We start from the raw sequence: 24,163 nt of genomic DNA, 5'->3' as shown, positions 1-24,163 counted from the left end.
TGTAAGCTCTGGTCGTTCGACCAGTCCGAGAGGCGGATCACCCCTGATGCAGACAATGTTGCGTGCCACAGTGGCGGCAGTCGCCACGGCGGTGCTCATTCCATTCGTCACCCAGAGCGCGATCGCCGCGCCCGAGCCGTCCGGTCCCGACGGTGGCGCGGCCGGTGCCGCCTGGGCCGCGACAGAGGACGGACCCCAGCAGTACCCGAATGTGAATATCCAGTGGGACGTTCCGATCACCATGAGCGACGGCACCGTCCTCAAGGGCAATGTGTACCGTCCGGCGGATGCGGTGGGTCGCCCGATCGACACCCCGACGCCCACGGTGGTCAACCTGACGCCGTACACCAAACTGGTCTCGAATATCGCCGACAGCGCCATGTCCATTCCGGGCCTGTCCGATGCGCTGATCGAACTGTTTCGCCAGACCGACCTCAGCGGCACTCCGCTCTCCGGCGTCACCGATCTGACCAAATCCTTCGGCGGCGGTGAACTGCGCAACTTCGCCGTCGACCGCCAGCTCATCAAGAGCGGCTACACCCAGGTCGTGGTCGACGTGCGCGGCACCGGTTTCTCCCAGGGCACCTGGGACATGCTGCGCCAGCGCGAACAGCAAGACACCTACGAGGTGATCGACTGGACCGCGCGTCAGCCGTGGTCCGACGGCCGCATCGGCATGAATGGCCTGTCCTATTCGGGCATCAACCAGATCCAGGTCGCCGCGATGCATCCGCCCGCGCTGAAGGCGATCTTTCCGGTAGTGCCCGGCAGTGACCTGGTCAATGATGTGCTCGCACCTGGCGGCGGCTTCGGCTTCAACTTCATTCCGCTGTGGCTGACCGCAATCAACGGCCTCAAGCTGGTTCCGGATGTCGCGTCGATACTCAACGGACAGTTCGATATGAGGTGGCTCGCGGATCGTGCGAAGGATCCGTTCACCTTCATGGACGTGCTGCTCAATGTCTACAGCACCACCCGCATCGAGGACCTGGACCCGCGCGCCGGGGAACTGCTGACCGGTTCGTCGGCGTCGCGCGCGGCCTGGCTCAGCGATCCGAGCAAGATCCAGGTGCCCACCTTCGTCACCGGTGGCTGGCACGATCTGTTCACCTACTCGGAATCCAAGATCTACAACGAGATTCCGCTGCCCGCGGGCCAGAAACAGCTGCTGATGGGCAATACGTACCACATCAACTCGGGCAATGAATACGGCAAGCCCGGCCTGCCGCCGCGCCTGGATGTGCTGCAGCGCGCGTGGTTCGACAAGTGGCTCAAGGGAATCGACAACGGCATCGATCAGTACGGCCCGATCACCTTGCGGCAGCAGGGCGGCGGCTGGATCACCACCGACTCGTTCGCCGATCCGCAGACCGGTACCAAGGATGCCGAATATCGCCGGATGTACCTGTCCGCCAACCGAAGTGGCACCGCGAACAGCCTGAACGACGGATCGTTGCTCGCCGCCGCGAGCCCGGACTCGGCGCGGCTCACCGTCGCGCCAGGCCTGACTACCCTGTGCTCCAACGACGCAGCGCAGGGTAGTGCGGGTTTCCTCTCGATCATCGATGGCTGCGCCAAGGACTCCCGGATCGCCGAGCTCAACGGACTGACCTTCACCAGCGCCCCAGTCGCCGAGCCGACCACCATCTCCGGCCGAATCGCCGCGCACCTCAATACCGTTCAGGATGCGACCGACGGCTATTGGGTGGTCACGGTGAACGATGTCGCGCCGGACGGCCAGTCCACCGTGCTCTCCTCGGGCCAGTTGATGGCGTCGCTGCGTCAGGTCGACGAGGCGAACAGCACCCGGTCCGTCAGTGGCGATTACACCGATCCGCGGCCCTACACCTCGCTCGACCTGCGTCAGCCGACCGTGCCGGGGGATGAGACGACCCTCGATATCGCCCTGCCCGCCACCGAGGCGATTCTACAGCCGGGCCATCGCCTGCGCGTGGATGTCTTCGCGGGCAACTTCCCCAAGGGCCTGCCGGTACTGCCGATGCTGATCGATACGGGTCTGAAACCACAACACGTGCAACTGGATCCGAATCGGCCGAGTTTCGTGAATCTTCCAGTGCGGGGTAACCCGGGCTGGTAAGCCGTATCCGGCCCGAGCGTGCACTTCTCGCGCATTCAAGCTCGAATCCGCGGGGTATGGGCGGTGGTGCACGCTCGGACCGGGTCTGGTCGCTAGTCGGCCACGGCGAATGCCGACTCCAACGGCGGGAAGATCGCGCGGGCATCCGCACCGCCGAACCAGAGGCCGACGGTGAAGACCGAGGTGGCCTCGAGATATTTGGCCTGATGCAGTCCGCCCGCCGAAATCGGTTGCAGCCCGATATCTTCCGCCAGTGTGGCGACCTGTTGCACTGCCGAAGCATCGTCACCGCAGATCGGCACCGCCAGCCTGCGGTCCTCGAAGACACGGGCCGGTGATTCCCACACCTCGGCGGCACATACGTTGAACGCCTTCACCACGTTCGCCTCGGGAACCGTCGCCGCGATGCGAGCGGCGACCGCGTCCTCGGACAGTACGAAAGCCGGAACTCCTTGCGGCGCGGCCTCGTCCGGGAGGAACGCATTGGTGCAGTCGATCACCGTCCGTCCGGCAAGTTCTGCGCCGATTTCACCCAATACTTCGTCAAGGGCACTTACCGGCAGTGCCAACAGCACCACCGCCCCGAATTCGGCAGCCGCGCCGACACTTCCGCCCCGCGCTCCGTGCCCGATGGTTGCTGCCAGCGCATCCGCGGCCGCACGGGACCGAGCGCCGATGACGACCTCGTGTCCGGCCGCGGCCCAGCCGACGCCCAGTGCCTTCGCCATCGCGCCGGCCCCGATGATTCCGATTCGCATATCAACTCCTGGTAAGGGGTGTATCCGGCACCGACGCTAGGGATTTCGATAGGCACCCGAAGGTGCGCAATAACGATGGCAGGCTGGAGTCATGACGGTCGAACATGCCGAACCCGTGGAATTCGCGCCCTATGGCGACTACGAGGCCGACTGTCCGGCCCGCCTCGGCGTCGACCTGTTCGGCAACCGTTGGCTCGCGGTCATCGTCTACATGCTGCGCGACGGCCCGATGCGCCCCGGTGACCTGCGCACCGCCATCGGCGGCATCAGCCAGAAGATGCTCACCCAGACGCTGCGCCGCATGCAGACCATGACCCTCATCGAGCGCCACCGCTACGCCGAGGCCCCGCCCCGCGTCGAATACGAACTGACCGAAGCCGGACGCGATCTGCTCATTCCGATCTACGCCCTCGGCGAATGGGCCGACCGCCACGGCGACTCGGTGCGGTCGGCAATGTCGGATTCGGAGGAGTGAAAGCGATCCGGACGCTGTCGCGCGAACAACGCGTAAACAAGCGGCTAACGGGCCTGGAAGTACCCATGACCTGCGCGAAACTTCGCGTACCCCGAGTTGGGTTGTCGGTCGGCGACCGTACGATTCAAGTGTGAGTGTTCCCCAGGCCGTCCTGCTGGCAGTCCTCGCGGCTGTTGTCGGCCTGGCAGTCGGCGGGCTACTGATCCCGTTCATGAACGCCAGGCAGGCCGCCCGCAGACAGGCGGATTCCGGTCTCACCATGTCTCAGGTGCTCGACCTGATCGTGCTCGCCTCCGAGAGCGGAATCGCGGTCGTGGACGAATACCGCGACGTGGTGCTGGTCAATCCGCGCGCCGAGGAACTAGGCCTGGTCCGCAACCGGCTGCTCGACGAACGCGCCTGGGCCGCGGTGGAGAAGGTGCTCGCCACCGGCGAATCCACCGAATTCGATCTCACCGCGAAGAACCCGATGCCCGGCCGCAGCCGGATCGCGGTGCGCGGAGTGGCCAGACAGTTGTCGCGCGAAGAGACCAGCTTCACCGTGCTGTTCGCCGACGACGATTCCGAGCAGGCCCGCATGGAGGCCACCCGCCGCGACTTCGTCGCCAATGTCAGCCACGAACTCAAGACTCCCGTTGGCGCGATGAGCCTGCTGGCCGAGGCCATGCTGGAATCCGCCGAAGATCCCGAGGCGGTCCGGCACTTCGGTCAGCGCGTACTCGGTGAATCCCGGCGCCTCGGCAAGATGGTGACCGAGTTGATCGCGCTCTCGCGACTACAGGGCGCGGAAAAGCTACCCGAGCTCGAGGTGGTCGACGTCGACTCCGTGGTCACGCAGGCGGTCGATCGCTCCCGTACCGCCGCCGAGGCCGCGGGCATCACCGTCAGCACCGATCGCCCGAGCGGGCTCGAGGTGCTCGGCGACGAAACCCTGCTCGTCACCGCACTGTCCAACCTGGTGGAGAACGCCATCGCGTACTCACTCGCGGGCTCCCACGTTTCGGTGAGCCGCTCACTGCGCGGCGATCACGTCGCGATGGCCGTGACCGATCGCGGCATCGGTATCGCCAAGGAAGACCAGGAGCGGGTCTTCGAACGATTCTTCCGATCCGATAAGGCACGCTCGCGCGCCACCGGTGGCACCGGGCTCGGCCTGGCTATCGTCAAGCACGTGGCGGCCAACCACAACGGTGAAATCACCCTGTGGAGCAAGCTCGGCACCGGATCGACGTTCACCCTGCGAATACCTGCCCACCATGAAGCCGACGGCGAAGAAGAGGTCGACGGTTCCGCGGTGAGTATGAGAGAAACACACCCGCGCCCCACGGGGCCGGGCAGACCGAATGGTGTGGAGGCACGCAGATGACGAGTGTTCTGATCGTCGAAGATGAGGAGTCGCTGGCCGATCCGCTCGCGTTCCTGCTGCGCAAGGAGGGATTCGAGGTCACCGTGGTCGGTGACGGACCGTCCGCGCTCGCCGAATTCGACCGCTCCGGCGCCGATATCGTGCTGCTCGACCTCATGCTGCCCGGTATGAGCGGCACCGACGTGTGCAAACAGCTGCGCACCCGCAGCGGGGTCCCGGTGATCATGGTCACCGCGCGCGACAGCGAGATCGATAAGGTGGTCGGCCTGGAGCTCGGCGCCGACGACTACGTCACCAAGCCGTACTCGGCGCGCGAACTGATCGCCCGCATCCGGGCCGTGCTGCGCCGCGGCGCGGGCGATGAACTGGACGGCGGCAATGAGAGCGGTGTGCTCGAGGCCGGACCGGTCCGGATGGATGTCGACCGCCACACCGTGCACGTCAACGGCAGGCAGGTCACCCTGCCGTTGAAGGAATTCGATCTGCTCGAATATCTGCTGCGCAATTCCGGGCGAGTGCTGACCCGCGGCCAGCTGATCGACCGGGTCTGGGGCGCCGACTACGTCGGGGACACCAAGACCCTCGACGTGCACGTCAAGCGGTTGCGCTCGAAGATCGAGGGCGATCCGGCCAAGCCGGAGCACCTCGTCACCGTCCGCGGCCTCGGCTACAAGCTCGAGGCTTGACCGCCTCCCCGAATATTTTGCCGATCGGTAGGTGACGCCAGACTCGCGTCGCGGACCGGCGGTCGTGTCGGTCACCGGTTCTGGGCGTATCCGACGAGTTACCCATGTGCTTGCGAAATCAGTTGATACGTAGGCAAAGATTCGCAGCAACCGAGGCCCCGACAACCTCGGTGCTGCTGCGTATCCGAATCAGGGCAGGTAGACCCAGGTGGGGCCGATGCCGGGGACGTCCTGCTTGTGCAGGGTGATCCAGCCGAGATCGTCTTCCTGCATGCAGTCGTAGACATCCGCCGCGCTGGTGCCGCGGCAGGCGATGGTGCGGCTGAGGCCGTACGGGCTCATGATCAGGTTCTTGCCATTCGCCTGGGCGTTCAGCGCCTCAGGGGTGTTGGCGGGCAGGAAGTCGGCGGTGAAATCGGCGTATTTGGCCGGGTCACCATTGGGTTCGGCATGCGCGGCACCGGTCAGCGCGGCGGTGGCGCCGAGCGCGATGGCGGTCAGGGGCAGGGCTTTCTTCAACATGACCGCACATCCAACCGCATCTGAGTAAAGCGCGCATGGCGAGCAGGTGAATCACCCGCTATGCAAACCTCACGCCGATTGGTCGGCGATCGGTTGGTCGGATTTCATACGGTCGGCGTGCACGGTCGCGGGATGGATCGCGATCAAGCCGAGCCCCTCGCGGCGCTTGCAGTGTCGGGCCAGCTCTTCGTAGGCGGGTGCGCCGAGTAATTCCTTCAGTTCAGGACCGTAGGACTGCCACACCGGGCGGGTGCCGACATGGGCGTCGGGGGAGCCGGAGCAGTACCAGTCCAGGTCCTCGCCGCCGGGACCCCAGCCGCGACGGTCGTATTCGGTGATGGTGGTCTTCAGGATCTGCACGCCGTCTGGGCGCTCCACCCAGTCCTGGGTGCGCCGGATCGGCAGCTGCCAGCACACATCTGGCTTCACCTCGAGCGGCTCGATGCCCTTGCGCAGCGCCATGGTGTGCAGCGCGCAGCCGACGCCGCCGTCGAACCCGGGGCGGTTCAGGAAGATGCAGGCGCCGTCGAAGCGACGGGTGCGCAGCGCGGGCTCGTCCTCCAGCTCGTCGAGCTCCAGATAGCCCTTCTTGGTGATCTTGCCCTCGGCGTCGGTCGCCTCGTCCATCAGCTGCCAGTCGCTCGGTGTGAGCATTTTCACAGCATTGGTCAGACGCTTGCGATCATCCTTGTCGGAGAGGAACGCACCGTGCGAGCAGCAGCCGTCATCGGGGCGGTCGCTCAGAATTCCCTGGCAGGCCGGAGTTCCGAAGACACACGTCCAGCGCGACAGCAGCCAGGTCATATCCGCGACGATCACATGCTCGTCGTTTGCCGGATCCACGAACTCGATCCATTCACGGGGAAAGTCGAGATCGACCTCCGGCGCCGGATCGATCTTCCCCGCTGGTCGGGGCCTCTTGGAGCCGCTCACGACTCCACCTCGCCGGCGCGCGGCTCCGTCGCGCGCTGCGCCGCGCTGCGCTTGCTGGTTCGCTCGCTGCGCTCACTCACTGCTGCGCCTACCGTCACACTTCAGGACGCTAACAGTTCAGTCGGCTGGGCTAAAGGGCCGGTTCACCCAGTACCGTATTCATGTGCGGCTTGGGGTACTCGATGTCGGAAGCAATACCGTCCACCTGCTTGTGGTGGACGCCCATCGCGGTGGTCACCCGATGCCGATGAGCTCGACAAAGGCCACTCTCCGGCTATCGGAGAACATGGATGCCGACGGCTGCATCACCGTCCAAGGGGCCGAACGGCTGATCGCGACGGTCGCCGAATTCGCCAGCATCGCCGAGACTTCCCGCTGTGTCGAGCTGATGCCGTTCGCGACCTCCGCGCTGCGTGAGGCCGCGAATTCCGATGAGGTACTCGCCAGGGTCCGCGCCGAAACCGGCGTCGAACTGCAGGTGCTCGCCGGTGTCGACGAGGCCCGGCTGACCTTCCTCGCCGTGCGCCGTTGGTACGGCTGGAGCGCGGGCCGGATCCTCAATCTCGACATCGGTGGCGGCTCACTGGAAATGACCAACGGCGGCGACGAGGAACCCGATCTCGCGGTCTCGCTGCAACTCGGCGCCGGACGGTTGACCAGAGAGTGGCTGCGCGAGGATCCACCGGGCAAACGCCGCGTCGCGGTGCTGCGCGATTGGCTCGACGCGGAACTCGTCGCACCCGCGAAACAGCTGCTGGACGTGGGGAAACCGGATCTCGCGGTCGGCACCTCGAAGACGTTTCGGTCGCTGGCCCGGTTGACCGGAGCGGCACCCTCTTCGGCCGGGCTGCGGGTGCGCCGTACACTCACCAGCTCAGGTCTGCGCCAATTAATTGCGTTCATCTCGAGAATGACGGCGGCGGACCGTGCAGAATTGGAAGGCGTAAGTTCCGATCGGTCACAGCAATTGGTGGCTGGCGCACTGGTCGCGGAGGCGAGTATGCGGGCACTATCGCTGGATAGCCTCGAGATTTGTCCGTGGGCACTGCGCGAGGGGCTCATCTTGCGCAAACTGGATACCGATATGAACGGCGGACCGCGGGCTACGGCATTGCCGGGTTCCGTCGCGGAAACGAGCGGTAAGCCGGTGCCCGGCGGCGGTCTATCGGGCCCAATCGAAACGGTGTCGTCATGAGTGAGGATTCCAAGCAGCTATCGGTTGCCGAGCTGCTGGCACGCAACGGCCAGCAGGGCGCGGCATCGTCCGGTGGCGGCGGGCGGCGGCGACGCAGTGGTCGCGGCATCTCGGTTGCTGAGCTGACCGGTGATCTGCCTGCCATTCCGGTGGGCGGCGGCGGTGGCCATTCCGCGCACGCCGCACCCGAGGACGACGAACCGGCGTACGAACCGCCGTCGTATGAATCCAACGGATACGAATCCAACGGGTACGACGCGTCGGGTTACCAACCTTCCGGTTTCCAGTCCGGCGGGTACGCGGGGTCCAGTTTCGAAACGCCTGCGCCGGAACCCACTTCGTACGCGGCGCCGGATCCGGCACCGTACGCCGCACCCGAATTACCCAACTACTCGCCGATGTCGGGGCCGATCACCCGATACGACCCGCTCTCGGCCTACGCCGCTCCGGAGGCGCCCGCCGATCCGCTGCCCGCGCCGGGATATTCGAGCCGGGTCATGCCAGGGCGGGAAATGCCGGGCGCGGATTCGTCGCGGCATGCCGCACCCGCGGATCCGCTGTCTGCGCCGATCTCGGGCCTTTACGCCCCGGCACCTGATCCGTACGCCCCGGCGCCCGATCCGTACGCCCCGGCACCTGATCCGTATTCGCGGGACCCGCTTGCCGATGGCGCTTCGGCGGTCGGCTCCGGACGCACCGGCCGCCGACATCGGCATGCCGAACCGGAGGAAGAGACCACCGACGTACAGCCGCTGCACGATCTCGGCCGCGGCATCGGTGCCCCGCCGGAAAGCCCGCCGAGCGGATCGAGATCGGGCGGCCGGGCCGCCCGGAGACGTGCGGCGGAGGCAGCTGAGGCCGAAGCCGCACCCTCGACCGCGGCATGGTCGCCGTCCACCAATGGCTTCGCCCCGGAGTCCGCGCCACTGCCGATGTCCCCGCCCGACGGTCGGGCGCGCGGCGCCCATCCCGAGCCGCCGGATCAGCGAAGATCCGCACGGCGGGAAGGTCCGGTCGACGGCGGTCTGCCTGCCTGGTCGGTGCGAAGACATGTACCGACCAAGAACGATGCGCCCGAGTCCGAGAGCATCCCCACCGCCGCATGGTCTCTGGCGAGCCAGGATCAACAGCTCGTCTCCGGCCAGACCGTAGCGGGCGACCTGCTGCGCGATGAAGTCGAACGTGCCGAGGCCGAGCGGGCGAACGGGCGCGCCGCCGAACGCAACGGGCGTGGACGACGTGGCCGATCGAAGCCCGCCGAGCCAGAGGTGTACGACGGTCTGACCGATGTGTACGAACCGTTCCCGACCGGTGATGTCCTCGACGACGAGGACGATTTCGACGGCGACGATGTCGATTCGGATCATTCGTTCGCCTCCCGCCTGTCCCCGAGACGCGCGCGCTCGCGGGTCGCACGCAAGTCGGAGTACGACGCCAATCGCCGCCAGTGGATGATTCTCGGCGGTCAGAGCACCGGCGCCGCAGTCGCCGGAATGTTGCTCTTCAAGGGCTTCGAGCGCATGTGGGAAATGCTGCCCTGGGTGGCGCTGTGCCTGGCGATGATCGTGATCCTGGGCCTGGTGGCGCTGGTGCGAATACTGCGGCGCACCGATGACATCCTCAGCACGGTGATAGCCGTCGTCGTCGGCATCTTTGTCACCCTGGGACCGCTAGCCTTTCTACTCAGTACGAACTGAGCAGGGAGCAGGCTGTGGGGAACATCGGGCAGGCGGACGACACCAGAACGGCGAGCGTGGCCAGGGGGCCCGCTCCCGATCCCGACGTGCGTACCGAACCCTATTCGCCGGTCGAAGCGGCCGGCGGATCCGGCGGTCAGCAGATCCTCGTCGGTCTCTCGACGGCCTCGGTCTATCCGCAGAACACCGAGGCGGCCTTCCGATACGCGGCCGAAATCGGTTACGACGGCATCGAATTGATGGTCTGGGCCGAGCCGGCCAGCCAGAGCATTGCCACGGTCCAGGGCTATTCCCGCAAATACGGTGTGCCGGTACTGGCGATCCACGCACCGTGCCTGTTGATCTCGCAGCGGGTGTGGGGCTCGGATCCGGTGGCCAAACTCGAGCGCAGTGTGCGCACGGCCGAGGCGCTCGGCGCGGGCACCGTGGTGGTGCATCCGCCTTTCCGCTGGCAGCGCAGATATGCGCAGGGCTTCGCCGACCAGGTGGCGGAGCTGGAGGAGCACAGCCACGTCATCGTCGCGGTGGAGAATATGTTCCCCATGCGCGCGGACACCCTCTTCGGCCGCAAATCCGGGTCGGTGAAGCGGCTGGAGCGCCGCGGTGGACCCGGTCCCGGCGTGACCGCCTTCAGCCCGTCCTACGATCCGACCGATACCGGATTCCGGCACTACACCCTGGATCTCTCCCATACCGCGACCGCCGGTGCCGATCCGCTCGCCCTGGCCGCGCGGATGGGCCACGGCCTTGCGCACCTGCATCTCGCCGACGGCCGCGGTGCGGCGCATGACGAGCATCTGGTGCCCGGCGAGGGCACCCAGCCCTGTGTCGAGCTGTGTGCGGCGCTGCTGCGCTCCGGTTTCGCCGGTCACGCGGTGGCCGAGATCAATACCCAGAACGCGCGCACCGCCCAGGACCGCACGGGCATGCTCGACCGCACGCTGGACTTCGCCAGAGCACACCTCAGCGCACCCGCTCCGGCCCCGACGCACGCCAACCAGGTGTGACGCCGCACCGATCTGCAAGCAGAGGGGAATTCCGACCCCGAATCGCTTCGTTCTACGCTGTACGAACGCCGCGTCTCGCCGACGCGGCCGACCGACGACAGGAGTGACGATGCCGGAGCTGACCGCCGAGCTCGAGCAGGCCATCACGACAGGCGCACCCTTCAGCCGGGTGTGCACACTGACCGAACTGCTGTCGGCCAACCCGGATACCGGCCGCTACCTGGGCATCATCGACAAAATCTGGACTATCGGGCCGAAGGTGCACGGCGGCACCATGGTCGCGACCAGCGCCGCCGCGGCCACCCGCTGGCTGCGCGCCTCCGATCCGGCCCTGGTGGTCATGGCGCCCATCGCGGCGAGCTCCGATTTCCTCGGTGCACCGGAGCCGGGCGAGGTCGAGTACGAGGTGCACATCCGCAAGGTCGGTCGCCAGATCTGCCTGGTCGATGTGAATCTGATCCAGAACGGGCGCACGCTGGTGCGCACCGCGTTCACCTTCGGTCATCTCGATGACGCCGACCCGATCTACACGCAGCAGCATGCTGAAATGCCGATCGAACCGCCTGCCGACGCCGTCGGTTACCGGGATTCGTCGATGGGCAAGGTCGTCCATGTGGCGCGCGGCGCCGAACTGTTCATCGACCGCGAGTGGGCCCGATTCCTCGACGGTGCGAAAGGTGAACCGCGCCTGCGTCTTTGGATGCGCCCGTTCGAGGGCGACCAGCAGGATCCGGATATCGCCATGTACTTCGCGATCATGTCCGCCGATATGAGCCCGCCGGTCCCGGCGAACCTCGGCCAGACCGGTTGGGCGCCGACCGTTCAGATGACCACCTACCTGCGCCGCCGTCCGGCCCCGGGTTGGCTGCGGATCATCGCGACCAGCCACGAGATCGGCGAGCGCATGTTCGACGAGGACCAGCTGATTCTCGACTCCACCGGTGCGGTCGTCGCGCAGAGCCGTCAGCTCGCCCTGGTACCGCAGCAGCGATAGGACCGGTTCCCCCTCCTTCAGTTCCGCGACCGCCGGCCCGCGATGCAAAGTGCGTGGCACCTGCGGCCCGCAAAAGGCTCGGGGAGGCGGGCTAGCCTTGAGCCCATGACGAGAGTTGCGGTGATCGGTGGCGGTCGCATCGGGGAGGCGTTGATCGCCGGATTGCTCGAATCCGGACGGGCGGCGAAGGATCTGGTCGTCGTCGAGACGCATGCTGATCGGGCCGAACTCATCGGCGACCGCTTCGGCGTACGGGTCACCGATTCGATCGCGGACGCGATCGTCGGTGCGGATGTCCTGGTCATCGCGGTCAAGCCGGGTGATGTGGATACGGTCCTGACCCAGGTCGGCAAGGCCGAACTCGATGCCGACCGGGATCAGATCCTGGTGTCGCTGGCGGCGGGTGTGCCGACGGCGCGCCTGGAGAACAAGCTGCCCGCCGGTTTCCCGGTGGTGCGGGTGATGCCGAATACCCCGATGCTGGTCGGCCAGGGCATGAGCGTGCTCGCGCCGGGCCGCTATGCCCGGCCGGAACAGCTGACCCAGGTGACCGAGCTGCTCGCCGCGGTCGGCAAGGTGGCGACCGTGACCGAGGCGCAGATGGATGCGGTGACCGCGGTCTCGGGCTCCGGACCCGCGTACTTCTTCCTGGTGGTCGAGGCCATGGTCGATGCCGGTGTCGGGCTCGGCCTGACCCGCGACGTCGCCACTGAACTCGTGGTGCAGACCATGCTCGGCTCGGCCGCCCTGCTCGAGAGCTCCGGACAGACCGCTGCTGAGCTGCGTGCCGCCGTGACCTCGCCGGCGGGTACGACCGCCGCCGCGGTGCGTGAATTGGAGCGTGGCGGGGTGCGTTCGGCCTTTCTAGAGGCATTGCACGCGGCGAAGCAACGATCCGCCGAACAGGGTGCCAACGACGGTGCGGGCGGCAGCGCTTCCTGAGGCGTCTCGGGCGGGCGTTGATCAAACACCGCGCGTCTACGGGGTGACCGGTCGGTTCCCTGCGTGTAAACCTGATTTCTCACACCCGTCGCAGTAATCCCACTGGTCCCGCTAAGCTTCAAGGAGCACGTGCGTGTCTGTTCCGCCGGTGGGGAAGCCGGCGGCGCGGACGTGCCGGAGGTCAGTGGTGCGATGATGTCTAACAAGATGTCTCCAAATAATTCAGGGACGTCGCCAGGAAGTTCCGGACCATCGGGTGGCCGGGCTAATTCCCGGACCCAAGGCGGTTCGGGAACTCCGACGCAATCGGTGCTCGGCGGAGGTACTCAGTTCCTCACCGTCGCCGAGGTTGCGAATCTCATGCGAGTGTCCAAGATGACGGTCTATCGGCTGGTGCACTCGGGTGAGTTGCCCGCCGTACGGGTCGGTCGCTCATTCCGGGTGCATGCCAAGGCGGTGCACGACTATTTGGAGACGTCCTACTTCGACGCTGGATGAGGCGGTTTCATCAGCTTGACGGTGTCCCGGTAGGATGAACCCTCGGTTCGTGTGCGCCTGCCGGCGGCACCGCTTTGTGGTGTCCGGTGCCAGCTTGGCGGCGCGGACGCTGAAATAGGCGTACGTGATTCGCGTGCGCGCCGAGTAGAGAGAACGCGAGGACAACCCTATGGGTTCTGTGATCAAGAAGCGCCGCAAGCGCATGTCGAAGAAGAAGCACCGCAAGCTGCTTCGCCGCACGCGTGTTCAGCGGCGCAAACTCGGCAAGTGAGTTGCTGCGCGTTAGCTGAGAGGCCCGTCACCGATTGGTGGCGGGCTTTTCTTTTTGAAACAGCGAATTTTGAAAGTTGCCCATGTATCGGGTGACTGAAGTCATCGTTAGATCCTGGTTAATACCCTCTGCGTATCGGAGTCGACCGGTTACTCTGGTACCGCAGCAAATGGAATTGGGGGGCTGTCACAGTTGGGATCCGGTGCGGTGGGTTCTGAAATACGGGATGGACATACACCCAAGGTGGTGATGGTGACCGGTGCCAGCCGATTCTTCGGCGGCAACGTGGTCGCGCGTTTGGCCCAGGATCAGACCATCGAGCACATCCTGGCCGTCGACACCATGACCCCGAGTCGTGAACTGCAACGACGCATGGGCCGCGCCGAATTCGTTCGCGCCGATATTCGAAATCCCTTGATTCGCAAGGTGATCGGCGGCAATGAGGTCGACACCGTCGTGCACCCCGCGATGCTCACGCATCCACCGGCCGGTGGTGGCCGGGCGGTGATGAAGGATCTCAACGTGCTCGGCGCCATGCAGCTGCTCGCGGTCTGTCAGAAATCGCCTTCGGTGCGGCGCGTGGTGGTGCGCTCGACCTCCGCGGTCTACGGATGCAGCGCGAAGGATCCCGCGAAATTCACTGAAGAAATGAGCGCGCGAACCCCACCGAGTGGTTGGTTTGCCCGCGACATGATCGAAATCGAAGGATTCGTCCGCGGACTCGCGCGGCGGCGTCCCGATATAGCCGCTTCGATTTTGCGTTTGGCGCCCATTGTCGGCCCACGATTGGCCCGGCGCGGTGTGCAGTATCTGCGTTCGCCGGTAGCTCCGACGGTCCTCGGCCGGGATGCCAGACTGCAGTTGCTGCACGAGGAGGACGCCATCGCCGCGATGGCGCACGCGGCACGGCAGGCGCCCGGTGGCACCTACAACATCGCCGGCGACGGCGCGCTGGTGTTATCGCAGGCGATCCGGCGTGCGGGCCGGATCGAGCTGCCGATCCCATGGCTGGTCTTCCGTACCGCGGGCCGTGCGATCATGGGCCCGATCATGCGGGACTTCACCAGTGAGCAGATCGACTACTTCCACTTCGGCTGTGGTCTCGACACCACCCGTATGCGCGCCGAACTCGGTTTTGTCCCGCGCTGGACGACGGTGCAGGCATTCGACGACTTCATCGGGGGCGCAGCGTCGCGGCCCGTCATCGATCCAGCATGGATCGATGCCGCAGAACATAAACTGCTCGGCCTGCTCGGGGCCGATACGGGAGCACATACATGAATGACGTAGCGAAAGTCATCCAACTCCACGATCTGAATATCGAAACGCGCCAGCGGAGCACGCCGCGGCGCTGGCCGGAGCCGGTGACCGGCGAGGTCGCGCCGAGCCAGGTGGTGACGTCGCTGACCGAACGTCTCGCGGCCGCCGAACCCCCGGCGCCGCATTCGGTGTCGGACATGCTGCGCGGCGCCATCGGCAAGCAGATCCGCACCACCGCGGATTTCCTGCGCCGTCGGGTCACCGGTGACTATCAGGTCGACGAATTCGGCTTCGACGAGCATCTGCTGGAATCGTTGATCCTTCCTGCGCTGCGCCCGCTCTCGGATTATTGGTTTCGTGTGCAGGTCAACGGGATCGAGAACGTTCCGGAGGCCGGCGGTGCGCTGATCGTCGCCAACCATGCGGGCACCATCCCGCTCGACGGGCTGATGCTGCAACTGGCGATCCACGACCGGCATCCGAAGGAACGCGCGCTGCGCCTGCTAGCCGCCGATCTCCTCTTCGAGACGCCGGTGCTCGGCGTGCTCGCTCGCAAGGCCGGGCACACCCTGGCCTGCCATCCGGATGCCGAAAGGCTTTTGCGCGCAGGCGAATTGACCGGCGTGTTCCCGGAGGGCTTCAAGGGCGTCGGTAAGCAGTTCACCGACCGCTACAAGCTGCAGCGCTTCGGTCGCGGCGGATTCGTCGCAGCGGCGGTGCGCACCGGCACACCGATCATTCCGTGCTCGATCGTCGGCTCGGAGGAGATCTATCCGAAGCTGGCCGATATCAAGCCGCTCGCCCGGCTGCTCAATGTGCCGTATTTCCCGGTGACACCGCTGTTCCCGCATCTGGGTCCGCTCGGTGCGCTGCCGCTGCCGTCGAAGTGGTACATCGAATTCGGCGAGCCCATCGCGACCACCGGCTACGAGGCCGAGGACGCGGACGATCCGATGACCATGTTCGAGGTCACCGACCAGGTCCGCGAAACCATTCAGCAGACTCTCTACAAACTGCTCACCAAGCGCCGCAACCCGTTCACGGGCTAATGCTCGCGGCGCCGGGTGACCGCCGCGGCGACCGCGCCACCGGCGGCGCCGAGTGCCAGCGCGGTCGGCACGCCGATCTTGGCTGCCTTGCGTCCGGTGCGGAAATCACGGATCTCCCAGCCGCGATTCTTTGCCACCTCGCGTAGGTCGGAATCCGGATTGATCGCCACCGCGGTGCCGACCAGCGACAGCATCGGCACATCGTTGTGGCTGTCGGAGTAGGCCGTACAACGCTTGAGGTTCAAGCCTTCTCGGATCGCCAGTGTGCGCACCGCATGCGCCTTGCCGAGCCCGTGCAGGATGTCGCCGACCAATCGCCCGGTGAACTTTCCGTCCACGCTCTCGGCGACCGTGCCGAGCGCACCGGTGAGCCCGAGCCGCTTCGCGATCACCTGTGCCAGCTCGACCGGCGTCGCGGTCACCAGCCACACCTGCTGTCCGGCGTCGAGGTGCATCTGCGCCAAAGCCCTTGTGCCGGGCCAGATCTTGTCGGCGATGATCTCGTCGTAGATCTCCTCGCCGAGGGCGGCCAGTTCGGCGGTCGGGCGACCCGCGATGAATGCCAGCGCCTTCTCCCGGCCCGCGGCCATATCGGTGCTGTTCTCCTTACCGGTGACCCGGAATTTCACCTGTTTCCAGGCGACGTCCACCAGATCGGAGGTCTTGAAGTATTTGCGCGCGGCCAAGCCGCGGGCGAAATGCACGATCGACGCACCCTGCACCATGGTGTTGTCGACATCGAAGAATGCGGCCGCCGTCAGGTCCCGCGGTACTTCGGGCCCGATGGCCTCGATATCGGCTTCGGCGAGTTCGGCATCGTGCAGCGACAGCGCCGCCTCGGCACTGGCCTCACCGGCCAGATTGGCCCGCAGCTCTTCCTCGCTCGGGCCGAACGGGCTGCGAGAGATGCGCGCGAGCTGGTCCTGCAGACCCTGGCCGAGCCGACCCTGATTCCACCGCACCGGAAACTCACCGAATCGTCCCGCGATGAAACCTGCCCTTGCCACCTTCGATCGTTCCGGCACCAGTACCTCCGCCCGTCGCGCGAACCACAACCACACTAGCTGGCCGCGGTGACAGTTAAGGCACTACCGCGCGCTCCGATCGGGGCGTGGCGAGGGGATTTAATATCGGCCATGACCAATCCCACACATTCGGTGACGCTGCTGACGAGATCGGGCTGCGGGCTCTGCGTCACCGCGTTCGAGCAACTCCTGGCGATCTGCGCCGATTTCGATATCGAGCCGTCGACAGTCGACGTCGACGAAGCCGCCGGAACCGACCCTGGCCTGCGCGCGGAGTACGGCGACCGGCTTCCCGTCGTGCTTTTGGACGGCCGTGAGCACAGCTATTTCGATGTCGACGAGCCCCGGTTGCGGGCCGACTTGACTCGCTGAGCGATTGCTGATCCGGCCTGATTCCGCCGCGCTGCTGGTCGCGGCGGAAAATGAGGCCAAATTCACCGACTTTGTGAAGGGCTGCACAAGCGGTTACGGTGGTGGCACGCGACCCGCTCGCCGAGGCTGCGGATCCACCGCGTAATGAACCCAGCATTCCGAATACTTCGACCATGGCACCGGACCGCCCCGGGCCCGAGGTCGAACGACGAACCGGACCTCGCCGGAGGCCGGAACGAGGAGCCGACGACGTGACAGAGCAGCATGAGGCGCCGAGTGGCGTCTCCGGCAGGGCTCTGCAGAAGGACATCCCCCAAGCCACCGTGGCGCGGCTGGCCACCTATCTCCGGGTCCTGGCCATGTTGGCCGACGACGGTGTTGCCATCGTATCGAGTGAGGAACTGGCTGTCGCGGCGGGTGTCAATTCGGCCAAGTTGCGCAAGGACCTTTCCTTCCTCGGCCCCAACGGTGTTCGGGGTGTCGGCTATGACGTCGCCAAGTTGCGCACCAGGATCGAGGATGTGCTCGGGCTCTCGCAGGGACATCGGGTGGTACTGGTCGGCGCCGGAAATCTGGGCCGGGCCCTGGTGGGCTACGGCGGGTTCCGGCGGCGCGGCTTCAGCGTGGTCGGCATGTTCGACAGCCATCCCGAGGTGATCGGCCGGTCGGTCGCCGGCCTGGTGGTGCGCGATGTCGCGGATCTGACCCTGGCCATCGACGTCTTGAAGCCGACCATCGCGGTGATCACCGTGCCCGACGACGCGGCACAGGATGTCTGCGATCTGCTGGTCGCCTCCGGACTGCAGTCGATTCTGAGCTTTGCTCCGTGTGAGCTGACCGCACCGGAGACGGTGGAGGTGCGCCGGGTCGATCTGGCGGTCGAATTGCAGATGCTGTCGTTCGAGACCGCACGCAATGCGCCGCCGCTGCCCGAGGTCGCGCACGCCGTTTCCGGCCGCATCGCCCACCGCGCGCCCGCGCACACTGCTGCCGGACATCCGGCGCTCAAGCATTCGACGTCCTCGCATTCGGCAACGGAGCCATCCAGCAAGGGATCGGTGGTCACACCATGAGTGAGCGCAGCGAACGAATCATGTGCCAGCGCGCAATGCGCATGACGCAGCCGAGCGCCAGCGAGGCGGAGTCATGAGCATTCTTTTGGTCGGGATTTCGCATCGCAGCGCGCCCGTCTCGATTCTGGAGAAGGTCGCGATCACCGACGCGGACCGGCCGAAACTGATCGATCGAATGCTCGCCTCCAGCCATGTGTCCGAGGCGATGATCGTCTCCACCTGCAACCGCGTCGAGGTCTACGCCGTGGTGGACGCCTTCCACGGCGGCCTCGCCGAGGTCGGCGAGCTGCTGACCAAACATTCCGGACTGCCGCTGCCGGATCTGACCAAACACGCCTACGTCCGCTACAGCGAGGCCGCCGCCGAGCATCTGTTCGCGGTGGCCAGCGGTCTGGATTCGATGGTGATCGGCGAGCAGCAGGTGCTCAGCCAGATCCGTGGCGCCTATGCCTCCGCCGATGCCCAGCAGGCGGTCGGGCGGACCATGCACGAACTCGCGCAGCACGCACTGCGGGTCGGCAAGCGGGTGCATTCGGAGACCGGTATCGACCGGGCCGGTGCGTCGGTGGTTTCGGTGGCGCTGGATCGGGCGCAGCATGTGCTCGGCCCGCTCGCAGGGCAGACCGCCGTCGTGCTGGGAGCCGGGGCGATGGGCGGGCTCGCGGTGGCGCATCTGTCGCGGGCGGGCATCGGCCGCATCATCGTGGTGAATCGCACGTCGGCCCGGGCCAAGCGGCTCGCCGCGACCGCGCGCAGTCACGGTGTCGAGGCTCATTCGATGGAACTGTCGCGCCTGACCGAGGCGATGGCGGCCGCGGATGTCGTCATCACCTGTACCGGCGCGGTCGGCGCGGTGGTGACGCTGGCCGATACCCATCGCGCACTCGCCGAACGCGAGCGCGCAAGCCAGGTGGAACGCCCGTTGGTGTTCTGTGATCTCGGTCTGCCGCGCGATGTCGAACACGCCGTAGCCGGACTGCCCGGTGTCACCGTCATCGATATCGAGACATTGCAGCGCGATCCGGCGGCCGGTGCGGCCGCCGACGATACCGCCGCCGCTCGCTCGATCGTCGCCGACGAACTCGCGAAATACCTTGCGGGCCAGCGCATGGCGGAGGTCACCCCGACCGTTGCCGCGTTGCGGCAGCGCGCGGCCGAGGTGGTCGAGGCCGAATTGCTGCGGCTGGATTCCCGGCTGCCCGGACTGGCTGATCCGGAGCGTGACGAGGTGGCGCGCACCGTGCGTCGCGTGGTGGACAAGTTGCTCCACGCGCCGACGGTGCGAGTTAAACAGTTGGCCTCCACCCCGGGCGGCGATACCTACGCCGAGGCGCTGCGAGAACTGTTCGAGCTCAAACCCGGTGCGGCGCAAGCGGTTGCGGCTCCGATGGAGCTCAGTTCGATCAGCGACGAGCATACGGCGATCCGCTTCCTCGGCGATGTTTCCCTCGACCAGGAAGCGATCGTCGGCGGCAGCGAGATCGCGCTGGCCGACGACTTCACCGCCGGACACCGCGGCGAAGAACAGGGGCAGACGGCATGACAGTTGTGCAGGAAGAGGAAAACGTGACCGCAGGCAGCATTCGCGTGCCGTGGCGGATCGGCACCAGAGGCAGTTTGCTCGCCCTCACGCAGGCGGGCACCATCCGCGACAACCTGATCGCGGCCGGACACGATGCGGAGCTGGTGGTCGTCAAGACCGCGGGCGATCTGTCGTCGGATCCGGTGCAGCAGATCGGTGTCGGCGTCTTCACCTCGGCACTGCGCGACGAACTGGCCTCCGGGAATATCGATATCGCGGTGCATTCGTACAAAGACCTGCCGACCGCACAGGATCCGCGTTTCACCATCGCCGCCATCCCGCCCCGCGAGGATCCGCGCGACGCACTGGTGGCGCGCGATGGTCTGGTGCTCGGTGAACTTCCCACCGGTGCCAAGGTCGGCACCTCCGCGCCGCGCCGCGCCGCCCAATTGCGTGCCCTCGGACTCGGTCTGGACATCGTGCCGCTACGTGGCAATCTCGATACCCGGCTGCGCAAGGTCAGCGAGGGGGAGTTGGACGCGGTCGTGGTGGCCAGGGCCGGACTGGCCAGAATCGGCCGGCTCGACGTGGTCACCGAGGCGCTGGAGCCGGTGCAGATGTTGCCCGCGCCCGCGCAGGGTGCGTTGGCGGTCGAATGCCGCAGCGATGACAGCGAACTCATCAAGGTGCTGACCGAACTCGACGACGCCGCGACCCGCGCGTCCGTCATTGCCGAACGGTCGCTGCTGGCCGAACTGGAGGCCGGTTGCACCGCGCCGATCGGCGCGATCGCCGAGGTCGTCGAATCGCTCGACGATGACGGCAGAATTGTCGACGAACTCTCGCTGCGCGGTTGCGCGGCGGCCGTCGACGGCTCCGATGTATTGCGAGCCTCCGTGGTCGGCGCTCCGGAGCGCGCTGCGGAGCTCGGCCGCGAGTTGGCCCGGGAACTGCTCGATCTGGGCGCCCGTGAGTTGCTCAGCACGCCGGAAGCAGCGGATAACCCGCGCACTGACTTTTCCAATTCCAGCCCAATGGAGAAAAACCAATGAGCGAGCGCAGCGAGCGAATCAAGAGCACAGCGCCTTCGGGCATGCCCGTGCCGAGCGCTAGCGAGGTGCGGGCATGAGCCGAGCGCACAAGAAGCATCCAGGTCGGATCCTGTTTGTCGGGTCGGGGCCCGGCGACGCGGCACTGCTGACAGTGCGTGCGCGCGAGGTGCTGGGCCGGGCGACATTGGCATTCACCGATCCCGATGTCGACAAGGGCGTGCTCGCCCTGATCGGTATCGCGGTCGAGCCGGGCGAGGACGGTGAACGCCCGGTGGACGTGCGGCCCGCACTCGGCGACCCCGCCGAGGTGGCCAAGACGCTGATCGCCGAGGCCCGCGGTGGCCACGATGTGGTCCGGGTGGTCGCGGGTGATCCGCTGACGACCGATTCGGTGATCGCCGAGGTCAATGCGGTGACGCGCTCGCATATGGTCTTCGAGGTGTTGCCGGGGCTGCCCAATGGTTCCGCGGTGCCGAGTTTCGCCGGTATCGCGCTCGGCTCCGGGCACACCGAGGCCGATGTGCGCGGTGAGGTCGACTGGGCCGCACTGGCCGCCGCACCCGGCCCGCTGGTGTTGTCGGCGACCTCGGGTCATCTGGCCGAAACCGCGAGTGCGCTGGTCGAACACGGTATGGCGCCGCAGACCCCGGTCGCGGTGACGGTGCGCGGCACGACCCGCCAGCAGCGCACTATCGAGGCCACGCTGGCCACGCTCAACAGTGCGGCCTCTGAATTGGTGGGTCCGCTGGTGGTGACCATCGGCAAGGTGGTCGCGCAGCGGTCGAAGATGTCGTGGTGGGAGTCGCGGGCGCTGTACGGCTGGACCGTGCTGGTGCCGCGCACCAAGGATCAGGCCGCCGAGATGAGCGAGCGACTGGTCACCCACGGCGCCATCCCGATGGAGGTGCCGACCATCGCGGTCGAGCCGCCGCGCAGTCCGGCGCAGATGGAGCGCGCGGTCAAGGGTCTGGTCGACGGCCGCTACCAGTGGGTGGTGTTCACCTCCACCAATGCGGTGCGCGCGGTATGGGAGAAGTTCGCCGAATTCGGTTTGGACGCGCGGGCCTTCTCCGGTGTGAAGATCGCCTGCGTCGGCGAGGCGACCGCGGACAAGGTGCGCTCGTTCGGCATCAACCCGGAGCTGGTGCCGAGTGGTGAACAGTCCTCCGAGGGCCTGCTCGCCGACTTCCCGCCCTACGATGACGTTTTCGATCCGGTGAATCGAGTCCTGTTGCCGCGCGCGGACATTGCCACCGAAACCCTGGCCGAGGGTCTGCGCGACCGCGGCTGGGAAATCGATGACGTGACCGCTTACCGCACGGTGCGCGCCTCGCCGCCGCCGGCCGAGACCCGCGAGATGATCAAGACCGGCGGCTTCGACGCGGTGCTGTTCACCTCGTCCTCCACGGTCCGCAATCTGGTCGGTATCGCGGGTAAACCGCACGCGCGCACCATCGTTGCGTGCATCGGCCCGAAGACCGCCGAGACGGCCATCGAATTCGGTCTGCGCGTGGATGTGCAGCCGGAGGTCGCCCAGGTCGGTCCGCTGGTGGAGGCGCTGGCCGAGCATGCGGCCCGCCTGCGCGCCGAGGGCCTGCTGCCCCCGCCGCGCAAGAAGAGCCGCCGCAGCCGCTAGATATCCGTTGGCCTACCCGGTTGGGCGGCGAGAGTGCAGGCTGTTTCGTGCGACCTGCAAGCAGTCGCTAGCGGCGGCTCCCTCGCCGCGCAACCGGAGCCGCCGCAACCGTCGAGCTCCGTTGATCAGCGGCTGTAGCGCAGCAGGGTCCGCACCAAACGGCAGGTGGTGTCGGACGGCGGGCGGATATCGATGAGTTCGGCTGTGCGCCGGATCCTTTCGTTGCTGGCCTGGCTCGGCAGATAGATCCCGGAGTCCAGCAGGGCGATGGTCAGGCGCATCGCCTTGAGTCGTCGATTGTGCGAGATGTACCACTTGCGCGGCCGCCCGGCGGGCAGCGGCCGCTTCTGCAGCGGCACATAGGGCCGAACTGTGTTGTTTCGAGCGACCTGCAAGCAATCGCTAGCGGTAACCTTCGACTTCGGTGCGGTGTTGGGCACGGTGGCGTCCTCCCGTCGCGATCGGGAACCCGGAGCGATTCCCTCGAACACGCCTTCGATTTTACTCCTGCCCACCGACAAAAACGCCCGCTCACAAGGGCTTTCGTGCGCTGCGGCGAACCGCGCGGTGATCTGGGCACCCCGAGTTCGAACCGAGGGCTTGGGTACGGGTGCCCGGCCGTGAGACCGGGTATCCGGGCGGATGATCTATTCGCGGGTGTGCGTTTCAGAGTCCGTGTAGGAGTTCGAGCGCTTGGGGGTGGCGCAGGATTGCGGCGCGCTCGAGCCAGTAGCGGGCGTCCTTGTGCGCCTGGACTTTTGCCGCGGGACTCGCCGTCTGCACAGGTTGCTCTCGCAGGAATCGCGCGAGCTGGAACATCGAATCAGCATCTCCCGCATCAGCGCCGCGACGCAACCACCGCTCGCCCTCGACCCGATCGCCGTGGTCGAGGAAGATCGCGCCGAGTACGGCCATGGCGTCGTCGCGACCGCGCCGGACCGCGTCGGTCAGCAGCGTGATCGCTCTTTCGATTTCGCCGTCGCGCGCCAGATATACGCCGAGAGTGCGCATGGCCGTTGGGCTTCCGGCGCGCACCGCCCGCTCGTACCAATGCCGCGCCTCATTGTCGACACCGCGACGACTCGCGACTACCCCCATATTGCACAGCGCTTCCGGCAGCCCGTCCTCGGCCGCGGGCAGGAACCACAACTCGGCGGCGTCGAGATTTCCGCGCTCCAGATACAACGTGCCCAATTGCTGATCCGCCCCCGGGCAACCGGCCGCGATCGCGAACTCCAGCCATCGAATCGCATCCGAGATCCGACCATCGGCCGCGAGCAATGCGCCGAGGCCTGCCATGGCCGGTCCGCTGCCTCGGGCGGCGGCGCGGCGGAACCACTGCTCGGCCTCGGTCGTTTCCCCCGCCTCCGATAACCGCTGCGCCAACTGCACGATCACGCCCGGATCCCCGCCACGCGCCAGTCTCCGCAGACCTTCCCAATCGGTGCGTCGCCGCGGTGGCGTCGAGAATTCGGTCATCGCGTACTCCTGGAACAAGACCGGCCACTCCCCACCATCATCCGCCCCTCGCACCGCACTCCTCGAGCGCCGGTAAATCCCCGGCGACCGCCGGGGAGCCCGCAGTGTCGCGCAGCGGGCTTATCGAATCCTCGAGACATCCTTAACGGGATGACGTGGTGTGGCCCGCGCGATCCTTGCGCTGTGCGGTGACGACCTCGGATATATGGCAGGTTCGACGGTATTGGTCGGCGGCGGCCCGTCGGCGGCGGAT

Annotated in this window: 24 protein-coding genes; 18 read left to right on the top strand and 6 right to left on the bottom strand. The window is 66.5% G+C overall.

What is annotated here, in order from left to right; translation table 11 throughout:
- Positions 1 to 46 precede the first annotated feature (46 nt).
- Positions 47 to 2,098, top strand: a complete 2,052-nt coding sequence (locus OIE68_RS28110; protein WP_327094063.1) for a CocE/NonD family hydrolase — start codon at positions 47 to 49, stop codon at positions 2,096 to 2,098.
- A 92-nt stretch (positions 2,099 to 2,190) separates the two neighbouring features.
- On the opposite strand, the gene OIE68_RS28105 is transcribed toward OIE68_RS28110, so the two are convergent.
- Positions 2,191 to 2,856 carry an NADPH-dependent F420 reductase gene (locus OIE68_RS28105; RefSeq protein WP_327094062.1) on the bottom strand — a complete coding sequence of 222 codons (666 nt, stop codon included), beginning with the start codon at positions 2,854 to 2,856 and terminating at the stop codon, positions 2,191 to 2,193.
- Between the two features lie 91 nt (positions 2,857 to 2,947).
- Between OIE68_RS28105 and OIE68_RS28100 the strand changes: the two genes are divergently transcribed.
- From OIE68_RS28100 to OIE68_RS28090, 3 genes are all read left to right on the top strand, one after another.
- Complete coding sequence (locus OIE68_RS28100) at positions 2,948 to 3,331, top strand: winged helix-turn-helix transcriptional regulator (RefSeq protein WP_051182604.1); 384 nt, start codon at positions 2,948 to 2,950, stop codon at positions 3,329 to 3,331.
- Between the two features lie 130 nt (positions 3,332 to 3,461).
- Positions 3,462 to 4,697 (top strand): sensor histidine kinase, encoded by a 1,236-nt coding sequence (locus OIE68_RS28095; RefSeq protein WP_327094061.1) that lies wholly within the window; start codon positions 3,462 to 3,464, stop codon positions 4,695 to 4,697.
- Complete coding sequence (locus OIE68_RS28090) at positions 4,694 to 5,383, top strand: response regulator transcription factor (protein ID WP_040696229.1); 690 nt, start codon at positions 4,694 to 4,696, stop codon at positions 5,381 to 5,383. The genes OIE68_RS28095 and OIE68_RS28090 overlap by 4 nt, the downstream gene beginning before the upstream one ends.
- A gap of 189 nt (positions 5,384 to 5,572) precedes the next feature.
- On the opposite strand, the gene OIE68_RS28085 is transcribed toward OIE68_RS28090, so the two are convergent.
- Together OIE68_RS28085 and OIE68_RS28080 are read right to left on the bottom strand one after the other, a co-directional pair.
- Entirely contained in the window at positions 5,573 to 5,905 is a 333-nt protein-coding gene (locus tag OIE68_RS28085; protein ID WP_327094060.1) for a hypothetical protein, read from the bottom strand.
- Between the two features lie 69 nt (positions 5,906 to 5,974).
- Entirely contained in the window at positions 5,975 to 6,838 is an 864-nt protein-coding gene (locus tag OIE68_RS28080) for a hypothetical protein (RefSeq protein WP_327094059.1), read from the bottom strand.
- 163 nt (positions 6,839 to 7,001) lie between these two features.
- On the opposite strand from OIE68_RS28080, the gene OIE68_RS28075 reads away from it, so the two are divergent.
- From OIE68_RS28075 to OIE68_RS28035, 9 genes are all read left to right on the top strand, one after another.
- Positions 7,002 to 8,033 carry a Ppx/GppA phosphatase family protein gene (locus OIE68_RS28075; protein ID WP_327094058.1) on the top strand — a complete coding sequence of 344 codons (1,032 nt, stop codon included), beginning with the start codon at positions 7,002 to 7,004 and terminating at the stop codon, positions 8,031 to 8,033.
- Positions 8,030 to 9,730 (top strand): hypothetical protein, encoded by a 1,701-nt coding sequence (locus OIE68_RS28070; RefSeq protein WP_327094057.1) that lies wholly within the window; start codon positions 8,030 to 8,032, stop codon positions 9,728 to 9,730. Before OIE68_RS28075 ends, OIE68_RS28070 begins: the two co-directional genes overlap by 4 nt.
- 143 nt (positions 9,731 to 9,873) lie before the next feature.
- Entirely contained in the window at positions 9,874 to 10,737 is an 864-nt protein-coding gene (locus OIE68_RS28065; protein ID WP_327101831.1) for a sugar phosphate isomerase/epimerase, read from the top strand.
- 109 nt (positions 10,738 to 10,846) lie between these two features.
- A complete protein-coding gene (locus OIE68_RS28060) occupies positions 10,847 to 11,731 on the top strand; it encodes a thioesterase family protein (protein WP_327094056.1) in 885 nt (294 codons plus the stop codon).
- Between the two features lie 105 nt (positions 11,732 to 11,836).
- On the top strand, positions 11,837 to 12,673 hold the full coding sequence (gene proC, locus OIE68_RS28055) for a pyrroline-5-carboxylate reductase (protein WP_327094055.1): 837 nt from the start codon (positions 11,837 to 11,839) through the stop codon (positions 12,671 to 12,673).
- 207 nt (positions 12,674 to 12,880) lie between these two features.
- The gene (locus OIE68_RS47190; protein ID WP_419150568.1) at positions 12,881 to 13,171 is read left to right on the top strand and encodes a helix-turn-helix domain-containing protein; all 291 of its coding nucleotides are present in this window, start codon (positions 12,881 to 12,883) and stop codon (positions 13,169 to 13,171) included.
- A gap of 169 nt (positions 13,172 to 13,340) precedes the next feature.
- The gene (locus tag OIE68_RS28045; protein ID WP_003402602.1) at positions 13,341 to 13,442 is read left to right on the top strand and encodes a 30S ribosomal protein bS22; all 102 of its coding nucleotides are present in this window, start codon (positions 13,341 to 13,343) and stop codon (positions 13,440 to 13,442) included.
- Between the two features lie 249 nt (positions 13,443 to 13,691).
- Entirely contained in the window at positions 13,692 to 14,723 is a 1,032-nt protein-coding gene (locus OIE68_RS28040) for an NAD-dependent epimerase/dehydratase family protein (protein WP_327101830.1), read from the top strand.
- Positions 14,720 to 15,751, top strand: a complete 1,032-nt coding sequence (locus tag OIE68_RS28035) for a lysophospholipid acyltransferase family protein (protein ID WP_327094054.1) — start codon at positions 14,720 to 14,722, stop codon at positions 15,749 to 15,751. The genes OIE68_RS28040 and OIE68_RS28035 overlap by 4 nt, the downstream gene beginning before the upstream one ends.
- On the opposite strand, the gene OIE68_RS28030 is transcribed toward OIE68_RS28035, so the two are convergent.
- Positions 15,748 to 16,680: an HAD family hydrolase gene (locus OIE68_RS28030; protein WP_419150810.1), complete on the bottom strand. Its 933-nt coding sequence runs from the start codon at positions 16,678 to 16,680 to the stop codon at positions 15,748 to 15,750. The two genes, OIE68_RS28035 and OIE68_RS28030, sit on opposite strands and share 4 nt — an antisense overlap.
- 207 nt (positions 16,681 to 16,887) lie before the next feature.
- Here OIE68_RS28030 and OIE68_RS28025 point away from each other — a divergent pair, with 207 nt between their 5' ends.
- The 5 genes from OIE68_RS28025 to OIE68_RS28005 all read left to right on the top strand — a co-directional run bounded on the left by OIE68_RS28025 (position 16,888) and on the right by OIE68_RS28005 (position 22,431).
- On the top strand, positions 16,888 to 17,148 hold the full coding sequence (locus OIE68_RS28025; RefSeq protein WP_040696217.1) for a glutaredoxin family protein: 261 nt from the start codon (positions 16,888 to 16,890) through the stop codon (positions 17,146 to 17,148).
- Between the two features lie 251 nt (positions 17,149 to 17,399).
- A complete protein-coding gene (locus OIE68_RS28020) occupies positions 17,400 to 18,221 on the top strand; it encodes a redox-sensing transcriptional repressor Rex (protein WP_327094053.1) in 822 nt (273 codons plus the stop codon).
- A 73-nt stretch (positions 18,222 to 18,294) separates the two neighbouring features.
- Positions 18,295 to 19,764, top strand: coding sequence for a glutamyl-tRNA reductase (locus OIE68_RS28015; RefSeq protein WP_327094052.1), 1,470 nt, complete (start codon positions 18,295 to 18,297; stop codon positions 19,762 to 19,764).
- Complete coding sequence (gene hemC / locus OIE68_RS28010; protein WP_327094051.1) at positions 19,761 to 20,795, top strand: hydroxymethylbilane synthase; 1,035 nt, start codon at positions 19,761 to 19,763, stop codon at positions 20,793 to 20,795. Before OIE68_RS28015 ends, hemC begins: the two co-directional genes overlap by 4 nt.
- A gap of 73 nt (positions 20,796 to 20,868) precedes the next feature.
- On the top strand, positions 20,869 to 22,431 hold the full coding sequence (locus OIE68_RS28005; protein ID WP_040696211.1) for a uroporphyrinogen-III synthase: 1,563 nt from the start codon (positions 20,869 to 20,871) through the stop codon (positions 22,429 to 22,431).
- Between the two features lie 125 nt (positions 22,432 to 22,556).
- Here OIE68_RS28005 and OIE68_RS28000 read toward each other — a convergent pair whose 3' ends face one another.
- Both OIE68_RS28000 and OIE68_RS27995 read right to left on the bottom strand, forming a co-directional pair.
- Complete coding sequence (locus tag OIE68_RS28000) at positions 22,557 to 22,922, bottom strand: hypothetical protein (protein ID WP_327094050.1); 366 nt, start codon at positions 22,920 to 22,922, stop codon at positions 22,557 to 22,559.
- Positions 22,923 to 23,097: 175 nt separating this feature from the next.
- Positions 23,098 to 23,910: a tetratricopeptide repeat protein gene (locus tag OIE68_RS27995; RefSeq protein WP_327094049.1), complete on the bottom strand. Its 813-nt coding sequence runs from the start codon at positions 23,908 to 23,910 to the stop codon at positions 23,098 to 23,100.
- Positions 23,911 to 24,163 lie beyond the last annotated feature (253 nt).

The sequence above is a fragment of the Nocardia vinacea genome, assembly GCF_035920345.1.
GTDB classification, from domain to species: Bacteria; Actinomycetota; Actinomycetes; order Mycobacteriales; family Mycobacteriaceae; genus Nocardia; species Nocardia vinacea_A.
Note: the sequence above shows the minus strand (reverse complement) of the source record. Positions and strands in the feature narration are given on the sequence as shown.

Coding starts and splice junctions, on each gene's coding strand:
- OIE68_RS28110 (WP_327094063.1), top strand. CDS start 47: ATGCAGACAATGTTGCGTGCCACAGTGGCGGCAGTCGCCACGGCGGTG.
- OIE68_RS28105 (WP_327094062.1), bottom strand. CDS start 2,856: ATGCGAATCGGAATCATCGGGGCCGGCGCGATGGCGAAGGCACTGGGC.
- OIE68_RS28100 (WP_051182604.1), top strand. CDS start 2,948: ATGACGGTCGAACATGCCGAACCCGTGGAATTCGCGCCCTATGGCGAC.
- OIE68_RS28090 (WP_040696229.1), top strand. CDS start 4,694: ATGACGAGTGTTCTGATCGTCGAAGATGAGGAGTCGCTGGCCGATCCG.
- OIE68_RS28085 (WP_327094060.1), bottom strand. CDS start 5,905: ATGTTGAAGAAAGCCCTGCCCCTGACCGCCATCGCGCTCGGCGCCACC.
- OIE68_RS28070 (WP_327094057.1), top strand. CDS start 8,030: ATGAGTGAGGATTCCAAGCAGCTATCGGTTGCCGAGCTGCTGGCACGC.
- OIE68_RS28060 (WP_327094056.1), top strand. CDS start 10,847: ATGCCGGAGCTGACCGCCGAGCTCGAGCAGGCCATCACGACAGGCGCA.
- proC (WP_327094055.1), top strand. CDS start 11,837: ATGACGAGAGTTGCGGTGATCGGTGGCGGTCGCATCGGGGAGGCGTTG.
- OIE68_RS47190 (WP_419150568.1), top strand. CDS start 12,881: ATGTCTCCAAATAATTCAGGGACGTCGCCAGGAAGTTCCGGACCATCG.
- OIE68_RS28045 (WP_003402602.1), top strand. CDS start 13,341: ATGGGTTCTGTGATCAAGAAGCGCCGCAAGCGCATGTCGAAGAAGAAG.
- OIE68_RS28040 (WP_327101830.1), top strand. CDS start 13,692: ATGGTGACCGGTGCCAGCCGATTCTTCGGCGGCAACGTGGTCGCGCGT.
- OIE68_RS28035 (WP_327094054.1), top strand. CDS start 14,720: ATGAATGACGTAGCGAAAGTCATCCAACTCCACGATCTGAATATCGAA.
- OIE68_RS28025 (WP_040696217.1), top strand. CDS start 16,888: ATGACCAATCCCACACATTCGGTGACGCTGCTGACGAGATCGGGCTGC.
- OIE68_RS28015 (WP_327094052.1), top strand. CDS start 18,295: ATGAGCATTCTTTTGGTCGGGATTTCGCATCGCAGCGCGCCCGTCTCG.
- hemC (WP_327094051.1), top strand. CDS start 19,761: ATGACAGTTGTGCAGGAAGAGGAAAACGTGACCGCAGGCAGCATTCGC.
- OIE68_RS28005 (WP_040696211.1), top strand. CDS start 20,869: ATGAGCCGAGCGCACAAGAAGCATCCAGGTCGGATCCTGTTTGTCGGG.
- OIE68_RS27995 (WP_327094049.1), bottom strand. CDS start 23,910: ATGACCGAATTCTCGACGCCACCGCGGCGACGCACCGATTGGGAAGGT.